The organism is Flavobacterium sp. MAHUQ-57 (genome assembly GCF_051908335.1).
Classification (GTDB): domain Bacteria; phylum Bacteroidota; class Bacteroidia; order Flavobacteriales; family Flavobacteriaceae; genus Flavobacterium.
Map to the genome: position 1 here is coordinate 506,799 of NZ_JBPZTE010000006.1, position 25,529 is coordinate 532,327.

General features: G+C 34.5%; 25 protein-coding genes and 1 other RNA gene. 15 read left to right on the forward strand and 11 right to left on the reverse strand.

The window, feature by feature from the left end:
* The first annotated feature begins 15 nt into the window (after positions 1-15).
* From ACS8MM_RS02635 to ACS8MM_RS02665, 7 genes are all read left to right on the forward strand, one after another.
* Entirely contained in the window at positions 16-777 is a 762-nt protein-coding gene (locus ACS8MM_RS02635; RefSeq protein ID WP_379712747.1) for an SIMPL domain-containing protein, read from the forward strand.
* Between the two features lie 37 nt (positions 778-814).
* Positions 815-1,516: a gasdermin gene (locus tag ACS8MM_RS02640; RefSeq protein ID WP_379712749.1), complete on the forward strand. Its 702-nt coding sequence runs from the start codon at positions 815-817 to the stop codon at positions 1,514-1,516.
* A 123-nt stretch (positions 1,517-1,639) separates the two neighbouring features.
* Positions 1,640-2,518: a pirin family protein gene (locus tag ACS8MM_RS02645; protein WP_379712751.1), complete on the forward strand. Its 879-nt coding sequence runs from the start codon at positions 1,640-1,642 to the stop codon at positions 2,516-2,518.
* Between the two features lie 38 nt (positions 2,519-2,556).
* A complete protein-coding gene (locus ACS8MM_RS02650) occupies positions 2,557-2,871 on the forward strand; it encodes a GNAT family N-acetyltransferase (protein WP_379712753.1) in 315 nt (104 codons plus the stop codon).
* Between the two features lie 24 nt (positions 2,872-2,895).
* Positions 2,896-3,777: a pirin family protein gene (locus ACS8MM_RS02655; RefSeq protein ID WP_379712755.1), complete on the forward strand. Its 882-nt coding sequence runs from the start codon at positions 2,896-2,898 to the stop codon at positions 3,775-3,777.
* A gap of 4 nt (positions 3,778-3,781) precedes the next feature.
* Complete coding sequence (locus tag ACS8MM_RS02660) at positions 3,782-4,174, forward strand: OsmC family protein (protein ID WP_379712757.1); 393 nt, start codon at positions 3,782-3,784, stop codon at positions 4,172-4,174.
* A gap of 68 nt (positions 4,175-4,242) precedes the next feature.
* Positions 4,243-5,202, forward strand: coding sequence for a hypothetical protein (locus tag ACS8MM_RS02665; RefSeq protein ID WP_379712759.1), 960 nt, complete (start codon positions 4,243-4,245; stop codon positions 5,200-5,202).
* 34 nt (positions 5,203-5,236) lie between these two features.
* On the opposite strand, the gene ACS8MM_RS02670 is transcribed toward ACS8MM_RS02665, so the two are convergent.
* The gene (locus ACS8MM_RS02670) at positions 5,237-6,853 is read right to left on the reverse strand and encodes an ABC-F family ATP-binding cassette domain-containing protein (protein WP_379712761.1); all 1,617 of its coding nucleotides are present in this window, start codon (positions 6,851-6,853) and stop codon (positions 5,237-5,239) included.
* Positions 6,854-6,924: 71 nt separating this feature from the next.
* Between ACS8MM_RS02670 and ACS8MM_RS02675 the strand changes: the two genes are divergently transcribed.
* The 5 genes from ACS8MM_RS02675 (at position 6,925) to ACS8MM_RS02695 (ending at position 10,929) form a co-directional block, all read left to right on the forward strand.
* Complete coding sequence (locus ACS8MM_RS02675) at positions 6,925-7,656, forward strand: prolipoprotein diacylglyceryl transferase family protein (protein WP_379712764.1); 732 nt, start codon at positions 6,925-6,927, stop codon at positions 7,654-7,656.
* Positions 7,646-9,031, forward strand: coding sequence for a radical SAM protein (locus ACS8MM_RS02680; protein WP_379712766.1), 1,386 nt, complete (start codon positions 7,646-7,648; stop codon positions 9,029-9,031). Before ACS8MM_RS02675 ends, ACS8MM_RS02680 begins: the two co-directional genes overlap by 11 nt.
* A 4-nt stretch (positions 9,032-9,035) precedes the next feature.
* Complete coding sequence (locus ACS8MM_RS02685; RefSeq protein WP_379712768.1) at positions 9,036-9,251, forward strand: hypothetical protein; 216 nt, start codon at positions 9,036-9,038, stop codon at positions 9,249-9,251.
* A 9-nt stretch (positions 9,252-9,260) separates the two neighbouring features.
* Entirely contained in the window at positions 9,261-9,458 is a 198-nt protein-coding gene (locus ACS8MM_RS02690; protein WP_379712770.1) for a hypothetical protein, read from the forward strand.
* An 85-nt stretch (positions 9,459-9,543) separates the two neighbouring features.
* Positions 9,544-10,929, forward strand: a complete 1,386-nt coding sequence (locus ACS8MM_RS02695; RefSeq protein ID WP_379712772.1) for a thioredoxin-like domain-containing protein — start codon at positions 9,544-9,546, stop codon at positions 10,927-10,929.
* Between the two features lie 70 nt (positions 10,930-10,999).
* Here the strand turns inward: ACS8MM_RS02695 and fsa are convergent, their stop codons facing one another.
* From fsa to ffs, 4 genes are all read right to left on the reverse strand, one after another.
* Positions 11,000-11,656 carry a fructose-6-phosphate aldolase gene (gene fsa / locus ACS8MM_RS02700; RefSeq protein ID WP_379712774.1) on the reverse strand — a complete coding sequence of 219 codons (657 nt, stop codon included), beginning with the start codon at positions 11,654-11,656 and terminating at the stop codon, positions 11,000-11,002.
* Positions 11,657-11,802: 146 nt separating this feature from the next.
* Complete coding sequence (locus ACS8MM_RS02705) at positions 11,803-12,606, reverse strand: SDR family oxidoreductase (protein ID WP_379712776.1); 804 nt, start codon at positions 12,604-12,606, stop codon at positions 11,803-11,805.
* 8 nt (positions 12,607-12,614) lie between these two features.
* The gene (locus tag ACS8MM_RS02710) at positions 12,615-13,607 is read right to left on the reverse strand and encodes an enolase C-terminal domain-like protein (RefSeq protein ID WP_379712778.1); all 993 of its coding nucleotides are present in this window, start codon (positions 13,605-13,607) and stop codon (positions 12,615-12,617) included.
* Between the two features lie 73 nt (positions 13,608-13,680).
* Positions 13,681-13,779, reverse strand: an RNA gene (gene ffs, locus ACS8MM_RS02715) — signal recognition particle sRNA small type.
* 88 nt (positions 13,780-13,867) lie between these two features.
* Between ffs and ACS8MM_RS02720 the strand changes: the two genes are divergently transcribed.
* The 3 genes from ACS8MM_RS02720 (at position 13,868) to ACS8MM_RS02730 (ending at position 16,423) form a co-directional block, all read left to right on the forward strand.
* The gene (locus ACS8MM_RS02720; protein ID WP_379712780.1) at positions 13,868-14,935 is read left to right on the forward strand and encodes a glutaminyl-peptide cyclotransferase; all 1,068 of its coding nucleotides are present in this window, start codon (positions 13,868-13,870) and stop codon (positions 14,933-14,935) included.
* A gap of 79 nt (positions 14,936-15,014) precedes the next feature.
* Positions 15,015-15,713, forward strand: coding sequence for a carboxypeptidase-like regulatory domain-containing protein (locus ACS8MM_RS02725; RefSeq protein WP_379712782.1), 699 nt, complete (start codon positions 15,015-15,017; stop codon positions 15,711-15,713).
* A 14-nt stretch (positions 15,714-15,727) separates the two neighbouring features.
* Entirely contained in the window at positions 15,728-16,423 is a 696-nt protein-coding gene (locus ACS8MM_RS02730) for a carboxypeptidase-like regulatory domain-containing protein (RefSeq protein WP_379712784.1), read from the forward strand.
* A 214-nt stretch (positions 16,424-16,637) separates the two neighbouring features.
* On the opposite strand, the gene ACS8MM_RS02735 is transcribed toward ACS8MM_RS02730, so the two are convergent.
* The 6 genes from ACS8MM_RS02735 to ACS8MM_RS02760 all read right to left on the reverse strand — a co-directional run bounded on the left by ACS8MM_RS02735 (position 16,638) and on the right by ACS8MM_RS02760 (position 25,420).
* Complete coding sequence (locus ACS8MM_RS02735; RefSeq protein WP_379712786.1) at positions 16,638-17,210, reverse strand: hypothetical protein; 573 nt, start codon at positions 17,208-17,210, stop codon at positions 16,638-16,640.
* An 84-nt stretch (positions 17,211-17,294) separates the two neighbouring features.
* Positions 17,295-17,663 (reverse strand): methylglyoxal synthase, encoded by a 369-nt coding sequence (locus ACS8MM_RS02740; protein ID WP_379712788.1) that lies wholly within the window; start codon positions 17,661-17,663, stop codon positions 17,295-17,297.
* 2 nt (positions 17,664-17,665) lie between these two features.
* On the reverse strand, positions 17,666-18,517 hold the full coding sequence (locus ACS8MM_RS02745; RefSeq protein WP_379712790.1) for a BadF/BadG/BcrA/BcrD ATPase family protein: 852 nt from the start codon (positions 18,515-18,517) through the stop codon (positions 17,666-17,668).
* 183 nt (positions 18,518-18,700) lie between these two features.
* A complete protein-coding gene (gene gap / locus ACS8MM_RS02750) occupies positions 18,701-19,708 on the reverse strand; it encodes a type I glyceraldehyde-3-phosphate dehydrogenase (RefSeq protein WP_379712792.1) in 1,008 nt (335 codons plus the stop codon).
* Between the two features lie 73 nt (positions 19,709-19,781).
* On the reverse strand, positions 19,782-20,768 hold the full coding sequence (gene pfkA / locus ACS8MM_RS02755; protein WP_379712794.1) for a 6-phosphofructokinase: 987 nt from the start codon (positions 20,766-20,768) through the stop codon (positions 19,782-19,784).
* 125 nt (positions 20,769-20,893) lie between these two features.
* The gene (locus ACS8MM_RS02760) at positions 20,894-25,420 is read right to left on the reverse strand and encodes a translocation/assembly module TamB domain-containing protein (RefSeq protein ID WP_439948595.1); all 4,527 of its coding nucleotides are present in this window, start codon (positions 25,418-25,420) and stop codon (positions 20,894-20,896) included.
* Between the last annotated feature and the right edge of the window lie 109 nt (positions 25,421-25,529).

A 25,529-nucleotide genomic window follows, 5' to 3' on the forward strand; every position in this document is an offset into this window, starting at 1 on the left:
TTAAAAACGAGTTCTATGGATGACAAAATCAAATCACCATTAATTATCGGTTTAGCTATAGTGCTAACTGCTTGGATTTTAGGAGCCGCCTTTAAAAACCGTAATGAAAATCTCGATTCTATTTCAGTTATCGGATTAGGAACGAAAGATTTTGTCTCCGATGAGATACTATGGTCTGGTAGTTTTGCCACCAAAAGTGATGACATCAAGGAAGCTTACAGTAAAATTATCTCTGATCAAAAAATCGTTTCCAATTTCTTTGAGAAGAAAGGATTCAAATCGAATGAATTCACTTTTGGAGCTGTAAATTTTCAAAAAAAATACAGAGAAGTTCGTACCGAAGATCCCAACAATACCTATAACACCAAGTACGAACAAGTATTTGATGGGTATGAAGCTACTCAAACGATAACTTTTTCGGCTAAGAAAAATCCGGATTTAATGAAGCGCATTGAAGATGTTTCGAGTAAAACATCAGAATTGATAAATTCCGGTATTGAATTGACATCCAATTCTGTGCAATATACCTACTCTGAACTACCAAGCTTGAAACACAGTTTGATTGAAAATGCGACTAAAGATGCAAAAGAGAGAGCAGAAAAAATTGTTCGTCAAGGCGATGGAGATTTGGGCAAATTGAAAAATGCAAGTATGGGTGTTTTTCAAATTACCGGGCAAGGCTCGACGCAAGAAGACAGTTATGGCGGCATTAATGATACTTATAGCAAAAATAAAACGGCAAGAATTACTGTCCGACTAGAATATGAACTAGAATAAAATCTCTTAAAAAACTAAAAACAAACTAAAATTTATAATGCAACTTACAAATTATTTAAAAAGTCAGGGGTATGATTTGATTGGTGGTCCGATTCGCAATCATAAACTATTGCAGCTTTGGGTAAAAAAAACGTTTGACGAAGCCGAATTGTATTATTCTAATTTACATCATGCATTCAGTAGTAGTGTAGAATTAAATGAAATTGAAAATCAAGCGTTAACCATTCAAGAGACAACAGTCAATGATTACAACTTCAATATTGGAATAACCGTTTTAGATGATATCTTAAAATCATTGGGAATGGGGAGTTTGGATATTACTTCGCTTATTAAAGGAGGAAAAAAAGTTACGATTAGCTATGATAATTCGGTAACCAAAGAAATTCCTTCAGGTGAAATAGCGAATTATTTCCATAATGCAGATTTCGTGCATCCGAATCCTGATCTATTACGCAATGCCAACAGAAACAACATTTTAGTCATTTCAGGGATTGTATTTGCGAAAAATTTAGTTGTCGAAATTGATACCGAACATGAAATCAATGCGAATTTACTAGCTGGTTTTGCTGCCGCTTCTGACGGTAGAATTGACCTGAGTGTTTCAAGTGACAAACAAATAAAAATGATTTCATCTTCATCGGTTCATTTTCCAATTGCAGTAAAAGCGAACCGCCTTCAGTTTCAAAAAGGAGAATTTATCGGTTTGAAATTAATTACAGACGATAGAAATATATTTTAATAGATAACCCGGGAATTCTCGGGTTTTTTCTTAGAAAACGGTCAATTACTTTCTTAATCTACATTAAGCAAAAGCAGCTAGATTCGAAGTAACTTTGAAGTATCAATTTAAAAGAATACAACAATGGCAACCAAAAAAATTGAATTAGTAGCTGAGCCTAGAACACCCCATTTTGTTGGTGATGGATTTAGAGTACATAATTTTATCCCAAGTGGTTTTCGCTTGGATATGGAACGTATGAGTCCGTTTATCATGTTAGATTACAATTCGAAATACAACTTCCCTCCTTCTGAAATTCCTAAAGGTGTTGGTGTTCATCCCCATCGTGGTTTTGAAACCGTAACAATTGCTTACAAAGGAAAAGTTGCACATCATGACAGTGCCGGCGGTGGTGGAATTATCGGTGAAGGTGATGTACAATGGATGACTGCGGCATCGGGGGTTTTGCATAAAGAATACCATGAAGAAGAGTTCAGTAAAGCCGGTGGTGAATTTCAAATGGTTCAACTTTGGGTGAATTTACCGGCAAAAGACAAAATGAGTCAGCCAAAATACCAAGCCATTGCGAATGCCGAAATGGGTCGCTATGAATTGGCGGAGAACGCTGGTTTCATAGAAGTTATTGCTGGAAATTATCATGATGTTAAAGGTCCGGCATTCACTTTTACACCCGTTCACATGCAAAATGCCAAGCTAAATACAGGTGGAAAAGCCCAATTTAGCTTTCCGGCTCATTACAATACCGCTGTATTGATCATTGAAGGAAGTGCAAAAATCAATAATGAAGAAATTGTGCCTACCGATCATTTTGTTTTGTTTGAAAATGAAGGAGAAGATTTTACGATTGAAGCACTTGAAAACAGTATCATTTTGGTCTTAAGTGGTGAGCCTATCAATGAGCCTATTTTTCCTCACGGTCCTTTTGTTATGAATACCCGAGAAGAAATTATCCAGGCGATTGAAGATTTTAATCAGGGAAAATTTGGTCATTTAGAAGACTGATTCCTAAAGTAAACAACAAAAACACTAATAAACAAACAATGAAACCAGAATTCGAACCTATCCCTTTGATAAAAAACGAAACGAAGCATCAATTTGAAATCAGTATTGACGAACATAAGGCATTGATTGCGTATAAAGAAACTGAAGGAGTTATTGCTTTAATCCATACAGAAGTTGAGCCAGAACTTGAAGGAAAAGGTGCTGCAACAGCGGTAATTGAAAAAACATTGGATTATATTAAAAAAGACCAATACAAACTTGTACCGCTTTGTCCTTTAGTATTTGCCTACATTAAAAGACATCCGGAATGGAAAGAAATTGTAGATCCAAACTTTAAAGGATTTGAAAATTGAAATTAATTTTAAGCTAGAACAGATATGTCAAACCTACAATTAATCATTGAAGAACGTTCAGCCGATATTGGTAACTTCATGGTTGGAAGATTACTACCATTTAGAGAAAAGCGTTCGGTCGGTCCATTCACATTTATTGATCATATGGGACCGGCCTATTTGAAAGATTATCAGAATTTAGATGTTCCACCACATCCTCATATTGGGCTTTCTACTCTCACCTATCTATTTGAAGGAAGCATTATGCATAGAGACAGTCTAGGTACCGAAGTGGAAATTCAGCCGGGAGCGGTTAATTGGATGACAGCCGGAAGCGGTATTGTTCATTCTGAAAGAACACCAGAATACCTGAGAACATCAGACAAGTCATTACACGGATTGCAGATTTGGGTTGCACTTCCGAAGGAATTGGAAGAAATAGAACCTAATTTTACCCATGTAGAAAAAGAAGATATTCCCCAATGGGAACAAAATGGTTTGTCTTTTAAATTGATTGCAGGTGAAGCATTTGGACGAAAATCACCAGTACCAGTGTATAGCCCACTTTATTTTTTGGAAATCAAGAGTAGTTCAAAACAAAAGGTAAGTATTGGCGAGTATTTATATGGAGAAAGTGGGTTGTATATTTTGGAAGGAAGTATCAATGACGGCGAACACAATTATACTTCGAAACAAATTCTTATTGCAAAAGACACAAAACTTTGTGAATTTGAAATGGAAGCAGATTCCGCTGTCTATATTTTTGGTGGTGAAGCTTTTCCAGAAGAACGATTCATTTTTTGGAATTTTGTTTCTTCCAGCAAAGAACGGATTGAAAAAGCAAAATTAGATTGGGAAAACCAAACATTCCCTAAAGTTCCCCGAGAAACTGAATTTGTTCCATTACCAACTCCACCTAAATTCTAATACTATGCAAAAAGTTACAGCAACCATCGGTCAACAAAACTATAAAACAGAAATAAAAAATGCCACACATACGCTCATTGCTGATGAACCTATTGAGGTAGGTGGTCAAGATTTAGGATTTGCACCTCGTGAATTATTAGCTTCTTCTTTAGCAGCTTGTACTTCTATAACTTTGAAGATGTATGCTGAAAGAAAAGGTTGGGATTTAAAAGAAGCCATTGTAGAAGTTACATTCGAATGGAGTAAAGAAGAATCGAAATCAATAATTTCCAGAAGAATTGAATTAAAAGGCACGCTTAATGCTATGCAGAAAGAACGGCTGTTAGTGATAGCCAATTCATGTCCCATTCATAAAATCCTTTCTAATCCATTGGAAATTGCATCAAGTTTAAGCTAACTCATTTTTTAGTTGTATTTATTTAAGTAAAATCTTACAAATTAGTATATTTGCAAAAAAATTAAACTATGAAGCTTAGATTACTTGTAACTACAATTATTTTATCAATCACACAATCAATTACAGCCCAAAAAAACGCAACTATTGTTGGTCTTTATCAAGAAAAGGGAGTTGCAAATGGTGAAAAGACAAGCATTTATATTCTGAAAGACAACACATTTGCGATTACCGGATATGGTACTTTAATTTCAGGAACATGGGCTGTATCGAAAGATAAAATTACACTTACGCCTATTCATCCTCAAACGCGATTTGAGTTATATGGTCGTCACAATCCTAAAGTAAAAAAAGGATGTAAAATTATGTTTCAAAATTTTGAAAAAGCAGAAACATTCGTTGGCTATGAAACCAATAAAGTAATTACATTACAACGCGTGTTCAATACTTCTCCCAATTGTTTGAAATTTCCCAATGTACATAAGTTCAATACAAAAGTTGATTTATTGTCATTTTCTGCCAATGTCACAGGTCTGCCTGAAACCAAAGACGTTATCTATGATTTTAAAATTGACAATGATTTCAATGAATTTATAGCTTATTATGTAGAAATACCTAACTATTACAAACCTGTAGTATTTACAATTAAAAAAGAAGGGTTACAAATGGTTAATGAAAAGGAAATCTTAAAGAAGAGCAATTTTAAGCCAAAAGATTTAACTGATTTGAAAGCAATACAAGAATCTGCTGCAGAGAAATCAATATCCAGAGAAGTATTGTATGTAAATCCTTCTTACAATATTCTCGGTTCAAAAGACATTAATTTAGAAGATTATACTTTCAACGAGAAGAAAAACGAGTTCAATCATAAAATTAACAAAACCGATAAAGAAGCTTTATATCAAGATGTAAGTCTAGTATTTAAATATGAAAAGGTAAAAACGGTAAACGTAATAAAAAGTCCATTTAAAATAAACGAAACCAATTTGTTTACAGCAAAATGCACGGAAAAAGGTAAAGAAATACAATAAAAAAAAATCCCGCTAAAAGGCGGGATTTTTTTTATTATGAGTACATTTTCTTTCTCATTTCCTGAATCTTTTCATCTTCAAGATATTCGTCAAAAGTCATATATCGATCAATTACACCATTAGGTGTAATTTCCAAAATTCGGTTTGCAACAGTTTGAGCAAATTCGTGGTCATGTGTTGTAAATAATACAGAACCTTTGAAATTTTTCAATGAGTTATTGAAAGCGGTAATCGATTCCAAATCCAAGTGATTTGTAGGTTCATCCAACATTAAGACATTAGCACGCAACATCATCATTCTTGACAACATACAACGTACTTTTTCACCTCCCGATAAAACGCGACCTGTTTTTAATGCTTCCTCACCAGAGAAAATCATTTTTCCTAAGAAACCGCGTACATAAACTTCATCGCGCTCTTCCTCTGTTTTAGCCCATTGACGTAACCAATCTACTAAGGTCAAATCATTTTCAAAGAAACTATGGTTATCACCAGGTAAATACGATTGATTAGTAGTAATTCCCCAATCAAAAGTTCCTGAATCCGGTGTTAAGTTGCCATTTAAAACTTCGTAAAAAGCGGTGGTAGCACGTGAATCTCTCGAAAAAACAACAATCTTGTCGCCTTTGGCCATATTTAAGTCCACATTTTTAAACAATACTTCTCCATCAACCGAAGCGGATAAATTCTGAACGTTCAAAATCTGATCTCCTGCTTCACGTTCCTGGTCAAAAATAATGGCAGGATAACGACGGCTTGAAGGCTTGATTTCGCCAATGTTCAATTTCTCAATCATTTTTTTACGAGAAGTAGCTTGTTTTGATTTTGCAACGTTCGCAGAGAAACGACGAATAAACTCTTCCAATTCTGCTTTTTTCTCTTCAGCCTTTTTATTTTGTTGTGCTCTTTGTTTCGCTGCTAACTGAGACGACTCATACCAGAATGTATAGTTACCTGAATAATGGTTGATTTTACCGAAGTCAATATCTGATACGTGAGTACACACTGCATCCAAAAAGTGACGGTCGTGCGAAACCACTAATACCGTATTTTCATAATTTGCCAAGAAATTCTCCAACCAACCGATGGTTTCAAAATCCAAGTCGTTGGTAGGCTCATCCATGATCAATACGTCTGGATTTCCAAATAAAGCCTGAGCCAAAAGGACACGAACTTTTAATTTTCCTTCCATTTCGCTCATTAATGTATAATGATAATCGGCACCGATGCCTAGATTGGATAATAAAGTCGCAGCATCAGAATCAGCATTCCATCCGTTCATTTCTTCAAACTGAACTTGTAGTTCACCTATTCGATCCACTTTGTCATCAGAATAATCTGCATACAAATCATCCATCTCTTTTTTAACTGCGAATAGTGTTTTGTTACCCATTAAAACGGTTTCCAAAACAGTATGCTCATCAAACATATTGTGATTCTGATTCAGAACCGACATACGTTTTCCAGGTTCAAGAATAACACGTCCAGAAGTTGGATCGATATCTCCTGATAATATTTTTAAGAATGTTGATTTTCCTGCACCATTTGCACCAATAATTCCGTAACAGTTACCCTGAGTAAAAGTTACGTTTACTTCATCAAATAAAATTCGTTTACCAAATTGAACCGATAAATTAGAAACTGTAAGCATTTATTTATTTTTTTAAAAGTGTTGCAAAAGTAGTAAAAATAGTGGAGTTTTACTTCAATGAAACAATCAAAATGACAATACCTTTTTCAAACGCTGCTCCTATTCACTTAATTCTGGAAACCTTTGCCTTTTTTATAGGTATCCGCATCTATTATTTTTTACGAAAAGACATCCAAGATCCTATTTCTGATATGAATAGGTTATGGATTATGTTAGGCGCCATGGTTGGTGCACTCATTGGTTCAAGGGTAATTGCACTGTTTGAAAATCCTAATGCAATTATGCACCAAACTTGGGTTAGTTTTTACCAAAACAAAACAGTTGCAGGTGGCTTTTTTGGTGGTTTATTTGGAGTGGAATTATTCAAGAAATTTTTACATGTTAAAACCGCATCAGGTGATATTTATGTCATACCTATATTGATAGCACTTATTATTGGTCGGATTGGTTGTTTTGGAATGGGTATTTTAGAACCTACTTATGGTATCGAAACCACTTTTTTCACCGGAATGGATTTAGGAGATGGTAAATTTAGACACCCAGTAGCTTTGTACGAAATTGTCACAATGGCATTCCTGACACTTGGTTTTATCATGATAAAAAAATATCCTTTGCAAAACGGAGATCGATTCAAGCTATTTATGATTGCCTATTTTCTGTATCGTTTTGTAGTTGAGTTCATTAAACCCTACCAAGCATTATTTTTGGATTTAAGCATTATACATTGGATTTCGATTTTTATATTTGTTTATTATCATCAATTTTTCATCCGAATTTCTAAATCCTTTTTCAATGCCAAATAGAGACTATATTTATTACGATTATACTAAAAGTTTATGCCCTAAGTGTCTACATCTTGTAGATGCAAAAATCATTTTTCAGGATGATAAAGTTTGGATGCTGAAACATTGTAAAACCCATGGCGATTCTAAAGTAATGATTGCCGATGATGTAGAATATTACCGTCAAATCAGGAACTACAACAAACAATCAGAAATTCCTTTAAAATTCAATACCAAAGTTCATTATGGTTGCCCTTATGATTGTGGCTTGTGTACAGATCATGAACAACATTCTTGTTTGTCAATTGTAGAAGTAACGGATCGATGCAACTTGGCGTGTCCTACTTGTTATGCCAGTTCAGGACCGAATTACGGAAACCACAGAACATTGGAAGAAATAGAAAAAATGTTTGATATAATTGTAGCCAATGAAGGAGAACCGGATGTGGTGCAGATATCGGGTGGAGAACCCACAGTTCATCCGCAGTTTTTTGAGATTTTGGATATTGCCAAAAGCAAACCTATCCGACATTTGATGTTGAACACTAACGGAATCCGTATTGCTAAAGATGTGAATTTTGTAGAAAAGTTAGCTTCTTATATGCCCGATTTCGAAATTTATCTTCAGTTTGACAGTTTTAAACCAGAAGTATTAGAAAAATTAAGAGGCGAGGATTTAACCGAAGTCCGTAAAAAAGCCATTGAAAATCTAAATAAATTCAACTTATCCACTACTCTGGTAATTACATTACAAAAAGGAGAAAACGATGATGAAATTGGCAAAATTTTAGAATATGCCGTGCAACAAAAATGTGTTCGTGGTGTAACGTTCCAACCCACACAAGTAGCAGGACGTAATGAAAACTATGACGATAACGCTGGCAGAATTACATTAACTGAAGTCCGTCGAAAAATATACGAGCAATATCCCGTTTTTACTCCACAAGATTTAATTCCGGTACCCTGCAATCCCGATGCTTTATGCATGGCTTATGCATTAAAAATTGATGGAGAAGTGCTTCCTATGACACATTTAATTAATCCTGAAGATTTATTAAACAATTCAAAAAATACCATCGTATTTGAAAACGACGAAAAACTGAAAGATCATATGCTGAATTTATTCAGTACCGGAATTTCAGTTGATTGTGCCGAGGAAGAATTTGGTGAATTAATGTGTTGTTTACCCAGAGTAAAATCGGATTCTTTGCATTATGAAAATCTTTTCCGTATCATTATCATGAATTTCATGGATGCGCAGGATTTTGATGTTCGTGCAGTAAAGAAATCCTGTGTGCATATTGTTGATAAAAGAGGTAAAATGGTGCCATTTGAAACCATGAACTTATTTTATAGAGACAATACAATAGATGAAATCAGAAAAGTGTTAAATTAGACCTATGAAAACATTCTTCCTACAATCAGAAATCTTACTACAAGTTGGTATGGCTTTGGCAGTCTTAAGTGCGCCACTTTTTCTCGTTGGATTGATTATGATTATTGCTTCTGAAAAGAGCCGAAAAACAGGAATTAAACTCTTAATCGGTTCTATCATTACATTTGTAATTGGTTTTGGAACTTGTTTTGCGAATTTCTCATTAGGCGGAATGCATTAAATTGTCACTATGGAGCTTTTAATACTATTATTAATGATGTTTGCAGGTATTGTATTGCTTGTAAGTCCATTTACTTTTTTAATCGGTTTGTATAAAGTTTTCTTTCAAAAAGAAGACAAAAAATTCGGAATCCAACTACTCACCTATTCAGTAATTGCAATTATAATTGGTTTAGGAACTTGCTTTTCAACAGGATTTCTTTATTGATTTCAACCCATTGCAACTTTAACTGTCCATTAACAGCCTGATATTATTAATAAAAATATATTTGCTCTATCATAATTAGATTAGAATGATTGCCTATTTTAAAAAACTACCATTTCTGTTTACCTTAATAAGTCCATTTCTTCTGACTTCTTGTGCAAGAGTCTTTCAAGATAATGATTATTCAGCTTATTTTGGAGGGGAAATTATTAACCCTAATTCAAAATTGGTTTATCTATGTCGTGACAATGAAGTAATTGACACTATCGAATTAGATAAAAACAATAGATTCTTCACTAAATACGATTCTTTAACTCCGGGAATGTACACTTTCAAACACGATCCGGAATACCAATACATTTATTTTGACAAAAATGACAGTTTGATGATTCGTTTGAACACTCACGAATTTGATAACTCATTAACGTTTTGCGGAAGAGGTGATGAAAAAAACAATTTTTTAATCGAACTTTTTCTTAAAAATGAAAACGATAAGAACACGACTTTTGATATCTACGATTATGATTTGAAAAAATTCGAAGATAAAATAAACGCCGATTTCAAAGAAAAAAATGCGTTTTATGAAAGACGCAAAGAAGACATTAACTGGGATGAAAATTTTGATATTTATGCCAAATCCATGTTGGAAATGCCTTATTTAGCTCAAAAAGAAGTCTATCCGCTAGCGCACAAATTCAGAACCAGTCAGGATGTTTGCAAAAAATTACCTAAAGATTACTATGCTTTCAGAAAAGGTATTGATTTCAATAATGAAAAACTAACCAACTTCGCTCCATTTGTTCGTTATATAACATCCATGATGAATAATGTAACTTGCAGTAAAGATGGTAATAATAAATCTTTAGAAAATAACATTAAAAAATTGGATGTGGCAGATTCCATATTTACCAATCCAAAAATAAAAAATGCGGTATTGAACAATATTGCCTTCATGTATATGTTGGAAGACCAAAATATGATGAACAATCAGAAATTTTTGGACAAATATTTCAAATTATGTACTGATAAAGTAAAACAAAAAGAAATCAAAAAAATAGCCGAGGCAACACAAACCATGTCTCCCGGCAAACCATTACAAAAAGTACAACTAACTAATCCTAAAGGAGAAAAAGTAAATTTAAGTTTAAAGAAAAATGCTGTGATTTATTTCTGGACTTCAGAGGCAAGATCACACATGGTTTCAGCACATAAACGAGCTAAAGAACTCAAAACCAAACATCCAGATTGGGATTTTATAGCAGTAAACATTGATGATACTTACGAAACTTGGAGAAAAACTTTAGAAGAATACAATTTGTCCGAAAATGAATTACACGCAGCCGATTTTAAAGAAATAAAAGATAAATGGGTTATTACTAAAATACACCGTGCGATGCTAATTAACGCTAATGGAACCATTAACAACGGGTTTGTTAGCTTATTTGACGCAAACTTCGAGAGATATTTGAAGTAGAAGTTCCACTTAAAAAATAAAAAAAAGCGTTCATTTACTGAACGCTTTTTTTATACTTTGTACTATATAATTACTTGTTTCCTTTTTCATAATCGGCAATGAACTGAGCAATACCGATATCTGTTAATGGGTGTTTTAATAAACCTGTAATGGCAGACAATGGTCCAGTCATAACATCGGCACCAATTTTTGCACAGTTAACAATATGCATGGTGTGACGAACGGATGCAGCCAAGATTTGAGTTTCAAATCCATAGTTGTCATAAATGTCACGAATTTCTTGAATCAAGTTCAAACCGTCTGTAGAAACATCATCCAAACGACCTAAGAAAGGAGAAACATATGTAGCTCCGGCTTTTGCAGCTAACAAAGCTTGACCTGCCGAAAACACTAACGTTACATTCGTTCTGATTCCACGATCAGAAAAATATTTACAAGCTTTAACACCTTCTTTAGTCATTGGTAATTTCACTACGATTTGTTCGTGCAATTCTGCCAATTCCTCTCCTTCTTTAACCATTCCTTCAAAGTCAAGCGCATTTACTTCAGCACTAACATCACCATCAACAATAGTACATATGTCAACATAATGCTTCAAAATGTTATTTGTACCAGTAATTCCTTCTTTTGCCATTAATGACGGATTAGTCGTAACTCCATCAAGAATTCCTAAAGCCTGTGCTTCTTTAATCTGATCTAAATTGGCTGTGTCAATAAAAAATTTCATCTGTGTGTATTTAAAATAGTTGTGTTTAACGATTAATATTAATTAATTTGGGCGTGTCCCTTTGGGCCGTGCTATACGCTTTACTCTTTTTATCACTTCCGTGAATAAAAAGGAGTTCCGCTTCTATCCCTCACGCGGACGCAAAATTACAATTTATAATGATTCATCAGCATTTTTTCGTATACTTTATCCGGTAATGCTCTTTTCAAAACAATAGAAAATTTCTGCATGAAAGCACCTACTTTATAATGCACGTTCGGATTTGGAGTTTGAATGATTTTATAAATCGCACTAGCCATTTCCTCAGGATTACTGCCACTATCTACATGCGTATTCATTTCATTTAGAGTATTTCCATAAGGAACTTCATAGGCTGATCCTTTGATAACCGGCGCATGATAACGACCCGCTGCAATATTAGTGGCGAAATCACCCGGAGCCACATTCGTGATCTGTATGCCAAATTGTTTGGTTTCCATACGTAAAGCCTCCGTTATCAATTCCAATGCACCTTTCGAAGCAGAATAAATACCTCTGTAAGGTAATCCCATATAACCTGCAATGGAAGTGATATTGATAATTAATCCCGATTTCTGCGATCGCATTTGAGGCAAAACAGCTTTCATCACTTCAATGGGGCCGAAAAAATTCGTTTCAAAGTTATTTTTGATTTCTTCTGTTGGAATTTCTTCAATTGGCCCCGTGATTCCAACACCCGCATTGTTGATTACCACATCTATCCTACCTGATTTTGCAATAATTTGATTTACCGCTTGTTGAATGGTTTCAACATTACGAACGTCTAATGCAAGCAACGGAAACACAGAATTCGTGATTCTTTCTGGGTTACGGCTAGTTCCATAGACTGTAAACCCTTTTTGGTGTAAAAATTCTCCAATTGATTTTCCAATTCCTGACGAACCACCAGTGATTAGTACTACTTTACTCATATTATTATTTATATAATTGAAATTCCCAATCCGGGCTTTTCTGATAATTGAATTTTTCCATTAATAACTTTGCTTCCAGAGGCAATATCATTGGCAATTAAATTAGCGCCATCCAAATCAACATAATCCACTAACGGTGACAATACTGCTCCTGCAGAAATTCCAATACTCGACTCGGTCATACAACCTACCATAATTTTAAAATCTAATGCTCTAGCTACTTTAATCAATTCCAGTGCCGGTGTTAAACCTCCACATTTCATTAACTTTACATTAATGCTTCTGTAATGTGATTGCAAAGAAAGTAAATTTCTTACGCTTTGGCAATCTTCATCAGCCATCCAATTCGCATTCAAATCACTATTCAATACGGAATAACTCCCAGTCTTCATTGGCTGTTCTATATAACTAAATCGTTCCGAATCGGTATAATTTTGCAACCAAATACAATGCTCTTTGTTAAAACTCCCGTTGGAATCCAAAGCAAGATTTTGAGGCATTTGTGAAAGTTTCAATATTGCTTTTTCATCAAATCCATTACATTTCACTTTAAATTTGGTCCAATTCGATTTTTCTATCTTCTCAATTTGTTCCGAAACATCAGCAACACTTATGGTTATTGACGAATCTGGTAGTGATTGATACTGAATTGAATTCAACTCCAAAAAACTTTTGTTCTCCAATTTTCCAAATAAATCCCAATAGGCACAATCCAATGCCGAAAGCAAAAACTCAGGCAATTGTATAGTGTTTAAAAAACGATAAAAATCTTGTGGATGTAGTATTTGAAAATTTTCAATTAAAGTTTTACTTGAGGAAAGCAGTTTTTCAAAATCTGAAAGCTTAACGCCATAATAATCGATAGCGGTGCATTCTCCATAACCTGCAATTCCATTGTATGCTAATGTTACAATCAAGGCTTCTCTATGAGAATAATTCCCATACGATATCGAAAACGTTTCTTTAAGTTCTAAGGTAACAACCTGCCAGGATAATTGCATTAGGAATAATTTGTCCTAAAAATAAAAAATCCCGAACAAACGGGACTACAAATTCTGAATTACTTTAAGAAAAAAATGGCAAGCGACCTACATCGCACCGCTACAACCGCATACCTTTGCTGCGTTCCCACCCTGGAGGAGTCTGCAGGAGCTGGTCGTGTAGGACTTGCCGGTGCAAATATACAATCTTTTTGTATTTTTGCAAGCACATTTGATAATGTAAAACTCCTTTGTATATTGTATTCGAAAAATAATTAATAATGAAAAAATATAACCTACTAGCATTCACTTCATTAGTCATGCTTTTAACAAATTGTGCCGGTGATAAAAAAAATTTATTTTCAATCGACGACTCCCAATTTAAGCTGTTATACCATCAAGACGACAATGTTTCATTGGTCGTAAAGAATAAAAAAGACAAAACCATTGATTCCATTGTTTACTATAATGGCGATAAAAAAATCGGATCAGTTAAAGGCAATACCACTTTCAATTATAGTTTAAAAGATCAGAAATTTGGTTACCAAAACTTAAAAGCAGTCATTTATTTCGAAGGCGATTCAACAAAAACAGAAAGTAGAATTGAATTGGTTTCCCATATAGAACCAAAATTACTAACCTATACCGTACTTCGTACTTTCCCTCACGACTTAAAAGCTTATACACAAGGCTTGGAATTTTATCGTGATACTTTATTTGAAGGAACTGGAAATGGTGCCGGAAACAGCTCTGGTGTTCGTGGTATTTCCAGTTTAAGAAAAACCGACTACAGAACTGGAAAAGTGCTTAAAAAAGTTGAATTGGGCGCCGATTATTTTGGCGAAGGTATTACGATTTTGAATAATAAAGTATACCAACTGACATGGTTGAACAACGAAGGTTATGTTTACAATGCCGATACTTTCAAAAAAGAGAAAACTTTCAAATACTTCAAAAAAATGGAAGGATGGGGTTTAACCAATGATGGAAAGAACCTATACCAAAGTGACGGTACCGAAAGAATTACGCTTATAAACCCGGAAACATTCCAACCGGTTGATTACATTAATGTATACACTGCCAACAACAAAATTAAAGCCGTTAACGAATTAGAATGGATTGACGGAAAAATATATGCTAATGTTTATCAAATGGATGCTTTAGCAATCATTGATCCAAAATCGGGTGCGGTTGAAGCGGTAATCGATTTGTCTAAATTGAAAGAAAAAGTAACTCAACATCCGGATATTGATGTATTAAACGGAATTGCGTACAACCCAAAAACTAAAACGATTTTTGTAACCGGAAAAAATTGGGATAAAATGTTTGAAATTAAAATCAATCATTAATTTTCTCTTCCCTCCCAACCTTTTCCTAAAAAATGGTCTCTATACAATTATACAGACCATTTTTTTTATTTTATATACTATGCAAAAATTACAACTTTCCATACCAGAACCCTGTCACGAAAACTGGGCACAAATGACACCAAACGAAAAAGGAAGATTTTGTGCTGCGTGTCAAAAAAATGTTTATGATTTTACAAAAGCAACCGACAGGGAAATTATCAATGCTTATGAGAAAGATCAAAAATTGTGTGGTCGCTTTTTAAAGACACAATTAGATCGAGAATTAATAATTCCAAAGGAAAGAAAATCGGTTTGGCTGGCTTCCCTGTTTTTTGGAATGATTGCTTTGTTTGACACCAAAGCAACTGCTCAGGAAAAAGCAAAAACAGAACAAACGGATATCAAAAATCAGGATTCAGGTAAAACTGAAACGGAAGTTGTATTAAAAAGAGGCGAAAAAATACTTACCGGCATTGTTAGTGATCCCTACGGACCTATTCCTGGAGTCAATGTTATAGTTCAAGGAACAACAAGAGGAACGCATACAAAATTAGACGGTTCTTATTCAATCCGTGTTAAAGAAGGTGAAAAATTAATCTATTCGTTTATGGGAATGAACGATGTTGTTAAAACTGTTGGAGCTTCAAACGTAATAAACACGACTTTACAAGACAATAATGTATTTCTTGGTGAAATTATATTTTCAAAGTCAGACTCTCCTAAAAAAAGTGTCTATTATGGAAGATTTCCCCGTTCAGTAGAAACTTGGTTAGAATAAAAAATGAATCATTTATGAAAAGATTACAATTAACCATACCAGAACCCTGCCACGAAAACTGGGCACAAATGACACCAAACGAAAAAGGAAGATTTTGTGCAGCCTGCCAGAAAAATGTGTATGATTTTACCAATTTAACCGACAGAGAAATTATCGGTGCTTATAAAAAGAATCAAAATTTATGCGGTCGATTTCTCACTACTCAATTGGATAGAGACTTGGTACTACCTAAGGAAAGAAAATCGATCTGGTTGGCATCTTTGTTTTTTGGAATGGTTGCTTTATTTGACACCAAAGCTACTGCACAGGAAAAACCAAAAACAGAACAAACAGATACTAAAAATATAAACACTGCGAATGTTCCGACAGAAACCGTAAATCAATCTGAAGAAAAGATAATAACTGGCATTGTATCTGATGCATCGGGCCCAATTCCTGGAGCCAACGTAGTTGTTCAAGGCACCACAAGAGGAGTACAAAGTAATTTTGACGGCACCTATTCTATCCGTGTTAAAGAAGGAGAAAAATTAGTGTATTCTTTTATGGGAATGAAAGATACGGTTAAAACTGTTGGAGAATCCACTATAATCAACACCACACTTATTGACAATACAACCGGTATGATTTATCAAGTAGGTGGCATCTCTAGTAAAAGAAGAGGTTTCATTGAAAGAGCCTATCGTGTTGTAGAAAGCTGGTTTGAAGAATAAATTATTTCTTGTGGCTTCACTTAAAGCAAAAAAATACCTAAACCAAATAGCTGTGATTTATTTTCTATTTTAAAAAGAAAATCACAAAATCTGTGATTTTTATTTTATTTTAAAAAATAAATCACTGGATAAAATTTAGTCTTATTTTTCTTTTAGCAATTACTGTAAATAAAAAAGCAGACTAGATGTCTGCTTTTTTATTTATTTCGATAGATTATTTTTTTGCTTCGTAACGGGAAGATTTCTCGTTATACACATACTTGGTCGCTTTTGTTTTATTTTTCAATAAAAATTCTCCATTGGGCAATAATTGGAATTCGTAACCTTCACTTCGTTTTTTGAATTGGGTTTCGGAAGCGGTTTTCAATTTATCCAAGAAAACGATTTCCTGCACTTCTATTGCTTTTTGCGTATTTCCAATCAATAAAGTTTTAGTAGCCGGATTCCACAATTGGTTTTCAGTAACCGTTGCGGTTTCCTTTTTAAGCTTCGTTTCCGTTTTTACAATTTCATTCCATGTAACACAGTAAAACGTATTGGCTTTCACTTTTACCTGCGCTACTTTTACATTGCTTGGGCTAAAATCAGTACGGCTTTTACTCAACAACATACTGTCTTTGGCTACAACCAAGAACAAATCTTTCTTTTTATTATAAGCTACCGAAGCATCACCTGACTTCGCTAAAACGCTAGCTGTTGCTTTAGAAGCAGTTGTTTTCTTTTTCTTCTTTTGTCCGTAAGATAAACTTACCGATAATACCATTAAAAGTAGTGCAATTTTTTTCATTGTTTATAAGTTATTTGGTTTGCCAATATATTAAAAATATCCTACCAAAAAACAAAAATCACGCCAAAAAAAGCGTGATTTAAATTATTCGGTTATTGCGTTCAACAAAAGCTGTGCGGTAGCTTCATTTGTAGCCAAAGGCACATTATGTACATCACAAATTCGGATCAGCATATTGATATCCGGCTCATGAGGATGACTACTCATGGGATCTTTAAAAAAGAGCACCATTTTACATTTTCCTTCGGCAACACGAGCAGCAATTTGAGCGTCACCACCTAATGGACCACTCAGCATTTTTTTTACTTTTATGCCCACCACTTCGGCTTTACTACCAGTAGTTCCTGTTGCTACTATCTTAATATTCTCTTTGATTAGAATGTCAATATTTTTATTTAAAAACTGCACCATATCGGCTTTTTTGCCGTCGTGTGCGATTATTGCAATTTCCATGATTATTTATTTAAAACATGATATTCGATGAGACCGTCAATTGGTCTACGTAAAACGTTACCCAATTGGATTCCGTGTTTGTCTAAAACGCTTTGTAATTCTTCTTTTAGATAAAAAGCAATAGAACCGATGAAATGCACTGGAACTTCTTTGTAATTATCGAATTGTTTGATATAATTTTCGACAAAAGATTCCATTTCTTCAAAAATGTATTGGCGACAGAATTCGGTGTCTTTGTGTTTGATTAAGAATTTCGCAAAAGTCGCCAAATAAGCGTTCGGATTGGGTTCTTTGTACAAATTATGCTTCACCGGATCTGGTTCAACATTATAGGTTGTTTCAAACTCTTGAGCCAAATCAGCTGGCATTTTATTGAAATAATAGCCTCTCAACAAATGACGTCCGAATCGATTTCCGGAACAATCATCCATCGCGATATAACCTAAAGATTGTACTTTTTGGTGTAAAACATGACCGTCAAAATAACTACAGTTCGAACCAGTACCCAAAATACTAACAATTGCTTTTTCTCCTTTTGGTGTAGTGGCAAAAACGGCGGCATACGTATCTTCATGTACAGTAACGACAGCGTTTGGAAAGTAATCTTGAAAAACTTGAGTCAGAAAATTTTTCATTCTATCCGTGCCACATCCGGCACCATAAAAGAACAAACTGGACACTTGGCTTTTGTTGTGTGAAATATCGAAACGATCTTCCAAACGGTTAATAATTTCATCTTTAGACAACACTTCAGGATTTAATCCCAAAGATTGCGTAGTAAACAATACCTTACCGGCATCATCAATGGCAATCCAGTCGGCCTTAGTAGAACCGCTATCAACGAGTAATTTCATTTAAAATTATGAGTTATAAATTATGAGTTGTGCCATTTAGCCCCGATAGCAGCGGCATCCTTTTTTTAGGATCATTGCGGTTATCGAAATGATTCTAAAAAAAGATACAGCGAATAGCGGGAAATAGCTTCTAATAAAAAATCCCGTTAATACAATTACTAACGGGATTATAAAGATATCAAATTATTTTAAACCAGAAACGTGAACGGCCAAATCGATTAATTTGCTTGAGTAACCGTATTCGTTATCGTACCAAGAAACCAATTTAAAAAAAGTTGAATTTAGGCCAATTCCGGCATGAGCATCTACCACTGAAGTACGAGAATCACCAATAAAATCTTGAGAAACCACGTCGTCTTCAGTAAAGCCAAGAATACCTTTCATTGAAGTTTCAGAAGCGTTTTTAAGCACCTTCATAATTTCTTCGTAAGACGTTTCTTTGGCCAATTTCACTGTTAAATCCACTACAGAAACATCGGCAGTTGGCACACGCATTGACATACCTGTCAATTTACCGTTCAATTCAGGAATTACTTTTCCAACCGCTTTAGCAGCACCGGTCTGCGACGGAATGATGTTTAATAAAGCAGCACGACCACCACGGAAATCCTTACGTGAAGGTCCGTCAACCGTTAATTGGGTTGCAGTTGTAGCATGAATTGTAGTCATTAAACCTTCAATGATTCCGAAATTATCGTTGATTACTTTTGCTAAAGGCGCCAAACAGTTTGTTGTACATGAAGCGTTCGAAACAATAGTATCAGCAGCAGTAGCTTTTTCGTGGTTTACTCCCATTACAAACATTGGAGCATCTGCAGAAGGAGCAGAAATTACCACTTTTTTAGCACCACCTTTAATGTGTGCATTAGCCGTTTCCAAAGTCGTGAAAATACCAGTACATTCTGCCACTACATCCACATCCACTTCAGCATCGTCCCATTTGATTAATGTTGGATCTTTTTCTGCAGTTACACGGATATATTTATCATTAACATATAATTTTCCCTCTTTCACTTCTACTTTTCCGTTGAAACGTCCGTGAACCGAGTCATATTTTAATAAATAAGCCAAATGCTCAACATCCAATAAATCGTTGATTGCTGTAACTTCTACATTATCTCTGTTGAATGTTTCTCTAAACACAATTCTTCCAATACGGCCGAAACCGTTAATTCCTAATTTTACTTTCATAGTCATCTTCTTTAGGCTTTAAGCAATTTACTTAAAGTTATTATTTAAATAGATTAATTTTATAATAGTGGGGTTATGTTGTCATTATATCAGAAACCCTCAATAATTCTTCGTCAATTTTAGAGCTTCCTTTTATGGCTTGTTCCAATGGTGTCAAGGCCACTTTATCCTGGTACAAACCTACCATGAAATTCGATTTCCCTTCAAGTATAGACTCAACAGCTTTTACACCTAATCTAGATGCTAAAACACGATCAAAACACGAAGGCGAACCACCGCGTTGCATGTGACCGAGAACGGATACACGAACGTCGTATTCCGGTAAGTTTTCTTCTACATATTCTTTAAGTTCGAATACGTTTTTACCAATTTTATCACCTTCGGAAACCACGACAATACTCGAAGATTTTCCAGAAGCTTTACTTTTTTGGAGCGATTCCAATAAACGTTCCAAACCTAAATCTTCTTCAGGTATCAAGATTTCTTCTGCTCCTGCTCCGATTCCTGCATTCAAAGCGATATGACCTGCATCACGCCCCATAACTTCAACAAAGAATAATCGATTATGAGAACTGGCAGTATCTCGAATTTTATCAATGGCTTCGACTACGGTATTTAAAGCCGTATCGTAACCCAAAGTATGGCTGGTACCGTAGATGTCGTTATCAATAGTTCCAGGGATTCCCATTACTGGATAACCAAATTCATTATTGAAAATTTCAGCACCGGTAAAAGTACCGTCACCACCGATAACCACTAAGGCATCGATTTCTGCATTTACTAAATTTTGATGGGCTTTTTTGCGTCCTTCGGGAGTTTTGAAATCCATTGAACGTGCGGATTTCAGAATGGTTCCGCCTTTATTTACAATATTGTTCACGGAACGAGGTCCCATTTCTTTAAAATCGCCTTCAATCATTCCTTGATAGCCGCGGTATATTCCTATACATTCAACATTGTGATAAGCACATGTACGAACAACCGATCTGATGGCTGCGTTCATTCCTGGAGAATCTCCACCAGAAGTTAGAACACCTATTTTCTTAATAATTTTTGACATCTAAAATTAATTATAACGTAAAATTACTAAAGAAAATCTGTTAAAATTCAAAGATATGTTAAAATATAGACGAGACTGTAAATTTCAAACGTTTTCGTTAATAAGTTTTTAAAAATCAACCTGTTTTAGTTACCGTCAGGCGCTTTTTCCTCCTCCTCTTTTGGTTTTTCAGTTGCTTTTTTCTGACGTTGATCGGTAAATTGAATTCCTTCAGGATAGAGATCCGAATCAGGTATTTCGTCTTTGGACTCTTTTTCTTTTTTCGCTTTTTTGGATGAGAATACTTTTTGCATCAATTCTTTGAACGTATTGAAATCGACTTCATAAGAAACCCCTAGTCCTTGTGTATACCCAATTCCTTCACCTATATAATTAATGTCGTTTTCTCTATTAAAGAATCTGGCTTTTAAGGTCCCATCTTCATTCAAACGCAACTGCACTTCCACATTACCGATAACGGCTGTTTCGGTAACACCTCCTACCGGCACACCCACTTGCCCATTGATTGTCAATTTATCACTAATTTGTGTAGAATAAGTTACTCCTACCCTTCCTTCCGATTGGAAATCAGGATTACGTTTATCGGCAGTTACGATGTAGGGAGCTACTTTAAATTTATCATCGCTACTTGAAAACAAATCTTCAAACAAACTTCCAGCTCTTTCTAATAAATTCCCTGTAATGGCATTTTCAGCTACTCCTTTATCGGTAAGAAAACTACCTGTAGACAATAAATAAATCGCCTGAGTTTGTCTATTGTCTGCATTATTTAACTTGTATTCCAATTCCGATTTCAGCACTGAACTTACCGTAGGGAAATTGATTGAAATATCCGGTGTTGGATTGGCCAATTGATCCGTCAATTTGATCACTACTTCTGTTGGTACCTTTTTATTAATAGAAGGATTATCCAGTAAAACCGCAGGATTTGCTTGTGTAGCGTAAACGGCTTCCATATTCAAAGTAGCATTCAAAGGATCTCCATCCCACGAAATATAACCTCCTTTTTTAACTTCGAATTTTTTGTCAATAATTCCACCGTATTTGAAGTTGTATTCTCCTTTATACACTTGGAAATCTCCCCACATGTTGAATTTACCCAACGTATTGATTTCCATTAGTAAAGAGCCCACTCCGCGTCCTTTCAAACCATGCCCATTACTTTTGTTAATGATTACTTCAATTTCAGCATCAGGTGTAATATCCAATTCAAAATTCAACTCAATTCCATTATATCCTTTTGATTTGATATTTTTTTCTTTTTGTGCAGCCAAACCATTTTTTGTCACAAACTTGATATAATCTTTCTCAGTAGTAGCCTCTGTGTCATTTATAGGTATTTTAATAGAAGTATCCTTCCCTGATTTGGCATTTACGTTAATTACCAAACCGTTAGTAGGTCCTTTTATAGATGCTTCTCCATCGATAAAAGCCGTTCCATAATACAACGCATCATCAGAATCCTTGGTGTCCAAAGCTAACATTCGATCCGAATCAATATTCAAATCCAGATACCAATCGGCAAATTTGTTATGCCTTATAGCGCCTGTGAGTCGGCCTTCGGTATTAAATTTCGAATCATACAAGGCAATATTCCTGAAACTAAACTGATTTTCAGTAACATCAACAATAGAATTTTTGCCAAAATTATAATCTGTATTTAAGTACGGAATTTTCAATCCTGCCTTATTGAGGTACATTCGCCCTGTAATGTCAGGTTCATCGAAATCGCCAGTAAATCTTGCGGTTCCGGATGCCAATCCCCTAATATTCTTTATAATGTCGCCACCCAACGGACTAAATATTCCCAAATTAAAATCCTCCAATCTCAAATCCAGATCCAGTTGTGTGTTTTTACCTTCAACAAATACATTACCTTCTGCTGAAAAGGATTCCAATCCTTCATTACGCAATACTGAATTTACCTTGAAATTTTTAAAATTATCGTCTCCCTTAACGTCAATATTCAGTTTTCCGAGCGCAAAATTATTAATATTCAAACTATCAATTTCAAGAGAAGAAGTAGGTTCATAAACCGATTTTCTTTGTTTGAAATCAACAATTCCATTGACTCTTCCCTTAAAATTTAAACTATCTACCGAAGGTGTAATTTTATCGAGCTGTACATCTTTGAAGGAGAGCTGCACATCTTTATAGGTAGAATCTTTTAGTTTTCCCATAAGCTGTACCAACTGTTCTCCATGCGTCATCGAGATCTTTTCAATAGAAAAATCGGTAAGTTTTTTATTAAATACAATTTTATTGTCTTTTTCTTCTTTTTCGTTGATAAACCATAAGTAATCTTTAAAATTCACTTCCGATTTTTTTACACCAACCACACTATTATTTTCCTCATTGATCGTATGATACAAGTTAAGATTGTAGTAATCTTTTCCCTTTTTTCCACCTTTGAATTCCGTTCTGAAGAACAACGTATCATTCGCTGTAACATTAATCAAACTAAGGTCAGCTACTTTGTAATACTTTGTTTTAATGCTATCCATTTCGATATACGCATTATACAAAGGATTTTTATTATCAATATCGACATTGATATTATCGAATTGGTTCCCATACGCTGAAATGGATGGCGATTTAAAATTTAGTTTAAACATACCATCATTCGAATCAATTTCACCTTTCATATAAGTGTTTTCACCCAAAGAAATTTCAGGATAGAAGACTTCGATAAGTTTACTGTAGACGTTAAAATCAAATTTCACAAATTGCCCTTTACTTACTTTATTCGGTGAATAATTGGCGTATAAACTACCCAAAGAATTTTCAATCAGATCAGGCAATTGTTTGAATTGGAATTTCCCTTCAACTTTCCCTTCAATAATATCAGGCGAATTGATTGTAATGGTTCTAACTCGATTTGCGTCAAAAGATGATTCCACCTGAAAATCATCGAAGAAATACGTCTCTTTACTATTTTCATATGAAGTTTGATTGATATAGACATTACCATAAATGTTGTCTATCGTATTTCCTTGCAAATCCATCACGACGTCTCCTCTAAAAACTGAAACTTCATCAGAAGTATAAATATTCAGTTTTTTTAGGTTTGCATATTCTACCTTAGCATGAAAATCGTATTTGTTTTCTCGCTTACTTAAATCCAAGTTACCATCGAATTCCATGATTAAATTAGGATCGTTGACAACAATATCTCCTTTAAACACGGATTTCATCATAGTTCCGTCCACTACAATATTTCGGTAATTATACCCATTGTAGTAAACACTTTTCACATCACCTTTGATTTGTGTATCAAGATATTTCTCTTTAAACCCTTTACCATCGGCATCTAAATCCAAATTAACGATTCCAAGATCGTCTCTCCCTAAAAACTTCCCTAAGTCAAAATTATTCAACTTAATATTTCCTTTATAAGTAGCATTATCGATATTATCGATATTTGTCATGCTCAAATCCGACTCAACATTACCCAATGCAGTAATTAAAGAAACATCCGCTTTCACCGTTTTAAGAGTAACTTCAGTTTCACCGGAAAGCGTAAACCGTCCGAATTTTTTAAATGTAGATGGTAAATTATCTCCCAAAACTCTCGGTAGAATTCTGTTTAAATCGTCATAGGTAGAGGAAATATTGGAAAATTTCCCTTTCATGTAAAAATCACCTTTGTTTTTGGTGAACAAATTTTTAAAATCAAAATTTCCGACAATTTCAGAATTGTTTTGATCAACTAAGTAAAGTCTCCTTGCTTTGAAATTATTAAGACTACCGTATAAATTTCCGCGAATATCAAATTGTTGATTTTTCCCAAATTCTCCATAAAACAGATTCAAATCATTGGAAGAAACCTGTGCTTCATCCACCTTTACATCGAAAATCACTTTATTGTTAAAATCTGCGAAATCTTTTCTATCGTATTTTAATTCAACATCTCCTTTCAATAGAGAATTTGAGGTTTTTAAATCCAGGTTGGCTAAGTGAATATTTTTCTTAGTATACGTAAAATCAGAAGTCAAATTATCGACCACCAGACCATGATTGTCAACGAACGCCATTTCATTAATTTTCATAGTTACATCAGGTCCAAGCACTTGAAAATTCGTTGTGTAAGCATTCAGTTTTTTGGCTTCAAACACCAATTGATTTTTCAGATTTTCATCTAAAAACCTAAAATGACTATTGGTGAGATGCATCTCTTTTGCAGTCATTAAGAATTTTTTGCTTTTAGGTTTGCTTGGTTCTCCACTATCAAAAAGTGCCACAAACTTATCTAAGTTCGTGTCTTTTTCTCCCTTATAATTTTTGATATGGAAATCCAAACCATCTAAACGTACTTCTCCAAAATGCAAATCACCGTCCATTAGTTTTTTTAGGTCGATAAGATTGGTTTTAAGTACATTAATATGAAAAAGAGTGTCTTTTTTGTAATCCTTAATAAGGACTTTTTTAAGCTTTACACCACCGAATACCGTGAAATTTGCTTCTTCAACGGTTATGTCCGTTCCAAAATCTTGATTTAATCTCTCTGTAGCATACTGACCCAATTTTGTTTGAACAAACGGCATATTCAAAGCAATGGCTAGCACCAGTAAAAGCAAAATCATTCCAAGTAGGAAATACAAAGCTATTTTCAGGATTTTTTTGAGGCCAGTATTTTTTTTAGTTTCTTCCAAGAGTAATCAAACAAAAGGTAATTAAGCCACTACAGTAAATTCATAAAAAAACTGTAATTTTGGGCTTCGATGTAAAATTATGTATTTTAAGTCGGTTTTTCAAATATAA

What these genes read in the sequence shown, in the direction of transcription:
- ACS8MM_RS02635 (WP_379712747.1), top strand. Translation starts at nt 16, where the DNA reads ATGGATGACAAAATCAAATCACCATTAATTATCGGTTTAGCTATAGTG.
- ACS8MM_RS02640 (WP_379712749.1), top strand. Translation starts at nt 815, where the DNA reads ATGCAACTTACAAATTATTTAAAAAGTCAGGGGTATGATTTGATTGGT.
- ACS8MM_RS02645 (WP_379712751.1), top strand. Translation starts at nt 1,640, where the DNA reads ATGGCAACCAAAAAAATTGAATTAGTAGCTGAGCCTAGAACACCCCAT.
- ACS8MM_RS02650 (WP_379712753.1), top strand. Translation starts at nt 2,557, where the DNA reads ATGAAACCAGAATTCGAACCTATCCCTTTGATAAAAAACGAAACGAAG.
- ACS8MM_RS02655 (WP_379712755.1), top strand. Translation starts at nt 2,896, where the DNA reads ATGTCAAACCTACAATTAATCATTGAAGAACGTTCAGCCGATATTGGT.
- ACS8MM_RS02660 (WP_379712757.1), top strand. Translation starts at nt 3,782, where the DNA reads ATGCAAAAAGTTACAGCAACCATCGGTCAACAAAACTATAAAACAGAA.
- ACS8MM_RS02665 (WP_379712759.1), top strand. Translation starts at nt 4,243, where the DNA reads ATGAAGCTTAGATTACTTGTAACTACAATTATTTTATCAATCACACAA.
- ACS8MM_RS02670 (WP_379712761.1), bottom strand. Translation starts at nt 6,853, where the DNA reads ATGCTTACAGTTTCTAATTTATCGGTTCAATTTGGTAAACGAATTTTA.
- ACS8MM_RS02675 (WP_379712764.1), top strand. Translation starts at nt 6,925, where the DNA reads ATGACAATACCTTTTTCAAACGCTGCTCCTATTCACTTAATTCTGGAA.
- ACS8MM_RS02680 (WP_379712766.1), top strand. Translation starts at nt 7,646, where the DNA reads ATGCCAAATAGAGACTATATTTATTACGATTATACTAAAAGTTTATGC.
- ACS8MM_RS02685 (WP_379712768.1), top strand. Translation starts at nt 9,036, where the DNA reads ATGAAAACATTCTTCCTACAATCAGAAATCTTACTACAAGTTGGTATG.
- ACS8MM_RS02690 (WP_379712770.1), top strand. Translation starts at nt 9,261, where the DNA reads ATGGAGCTTTTAATACTATTATTAATGATGTTTGCAGGTATTGTATTG.
- ACS8MM_RS02695 (WP_379712772.1), top strand. Translation starts at nt 9,544, where the DNA reads ATGATTGCCTATTTTAAAAAACTACCATTTCTGTTTACCTTAATAAGT.
- fsa (WP_379712774.1), bottom strand. Translation starts at nt 11,656, where the DNA reads ATGAAATTTTTTATTGACACAGCCAATTTAGATCAGATTAAAGAAGCA.
- ACS8MM_RS02705 (WP_379712776.1), bottom strand. Translation starts at nt 12,606, where the DNA reads ATGAGTAAAGTAGTACTAATCACTGGTGGTTCGTCAGGAATTGGAAAA.
- ACS8MM_RS02710 (WP_379712778.1), bottom strand. Translation starts at nt 13,607, where the DNA reads ATGCAATTATCCTGGCAGGTTGTTACCTTAGAACTTAAAGAAACGTTT.
- ACS8MM_RS02720 (WP_379712780.1), top strand. Translation starts at nt 13,868, where the DNA reads ATGAAAAAATATAACCTACTAGCATTCACTTCATTAGTCATGCTTTTA.
- ACS8MM_RS02725 (WP_379712782.1), top strand. Translation starts at nt 15,015, where the DNA reads ATGCAAAAATTACAACTTTCCATACCAGAACCCTGTCACGAAAACTGG.
- ACS8MM_RS02730 (WP_379712784.1), top strand. Translation starts at nt 15,728, where the DNA reads ATGAAAAGATTACAATTAACCATACCAGAACCCTGCCACGAAAACTGG.
- ACS8MM_RS02735 (WP_379712786.1), bottom strand. Translation starts at nt 17,210, where the DNA reads ATGAAAAAAATTGCACTACTTTTAATGGTATTATCGGTAAGTTTATCT.
- ACS8MM_RS02740 (WP_379712788.1), bottom strand. Translation starts at nt 17,663, where the DNA reads ATGGAAATTGCAATAATCGCACACGACGGCAAAAAAGCCGATATGGTG.
- ACS8MM_RS02745 (WP_379712790.1), bottom strand. Translation starts at nt 18,517, where the DNA reads ATGAAATTACTCGTTGATAGCGGTTCTACTAAGGCCGACTGGATTGCC.
- gap (WP_379712792.1), bottom strand. Translation starts at nt 19,708, where the DNA reads ATGAAAGTAAAATTAGGAATTAACGGTTTCGGCCGTATTGGAAGAATT.
- pfkA (WP_379712794.1), bottom strand. Translation starts at nt 20,768, where the DNA reads ATGTCAAAAATTATTAAGAAAATAGGTGTTCTAACTTCTGGTGGAGAT.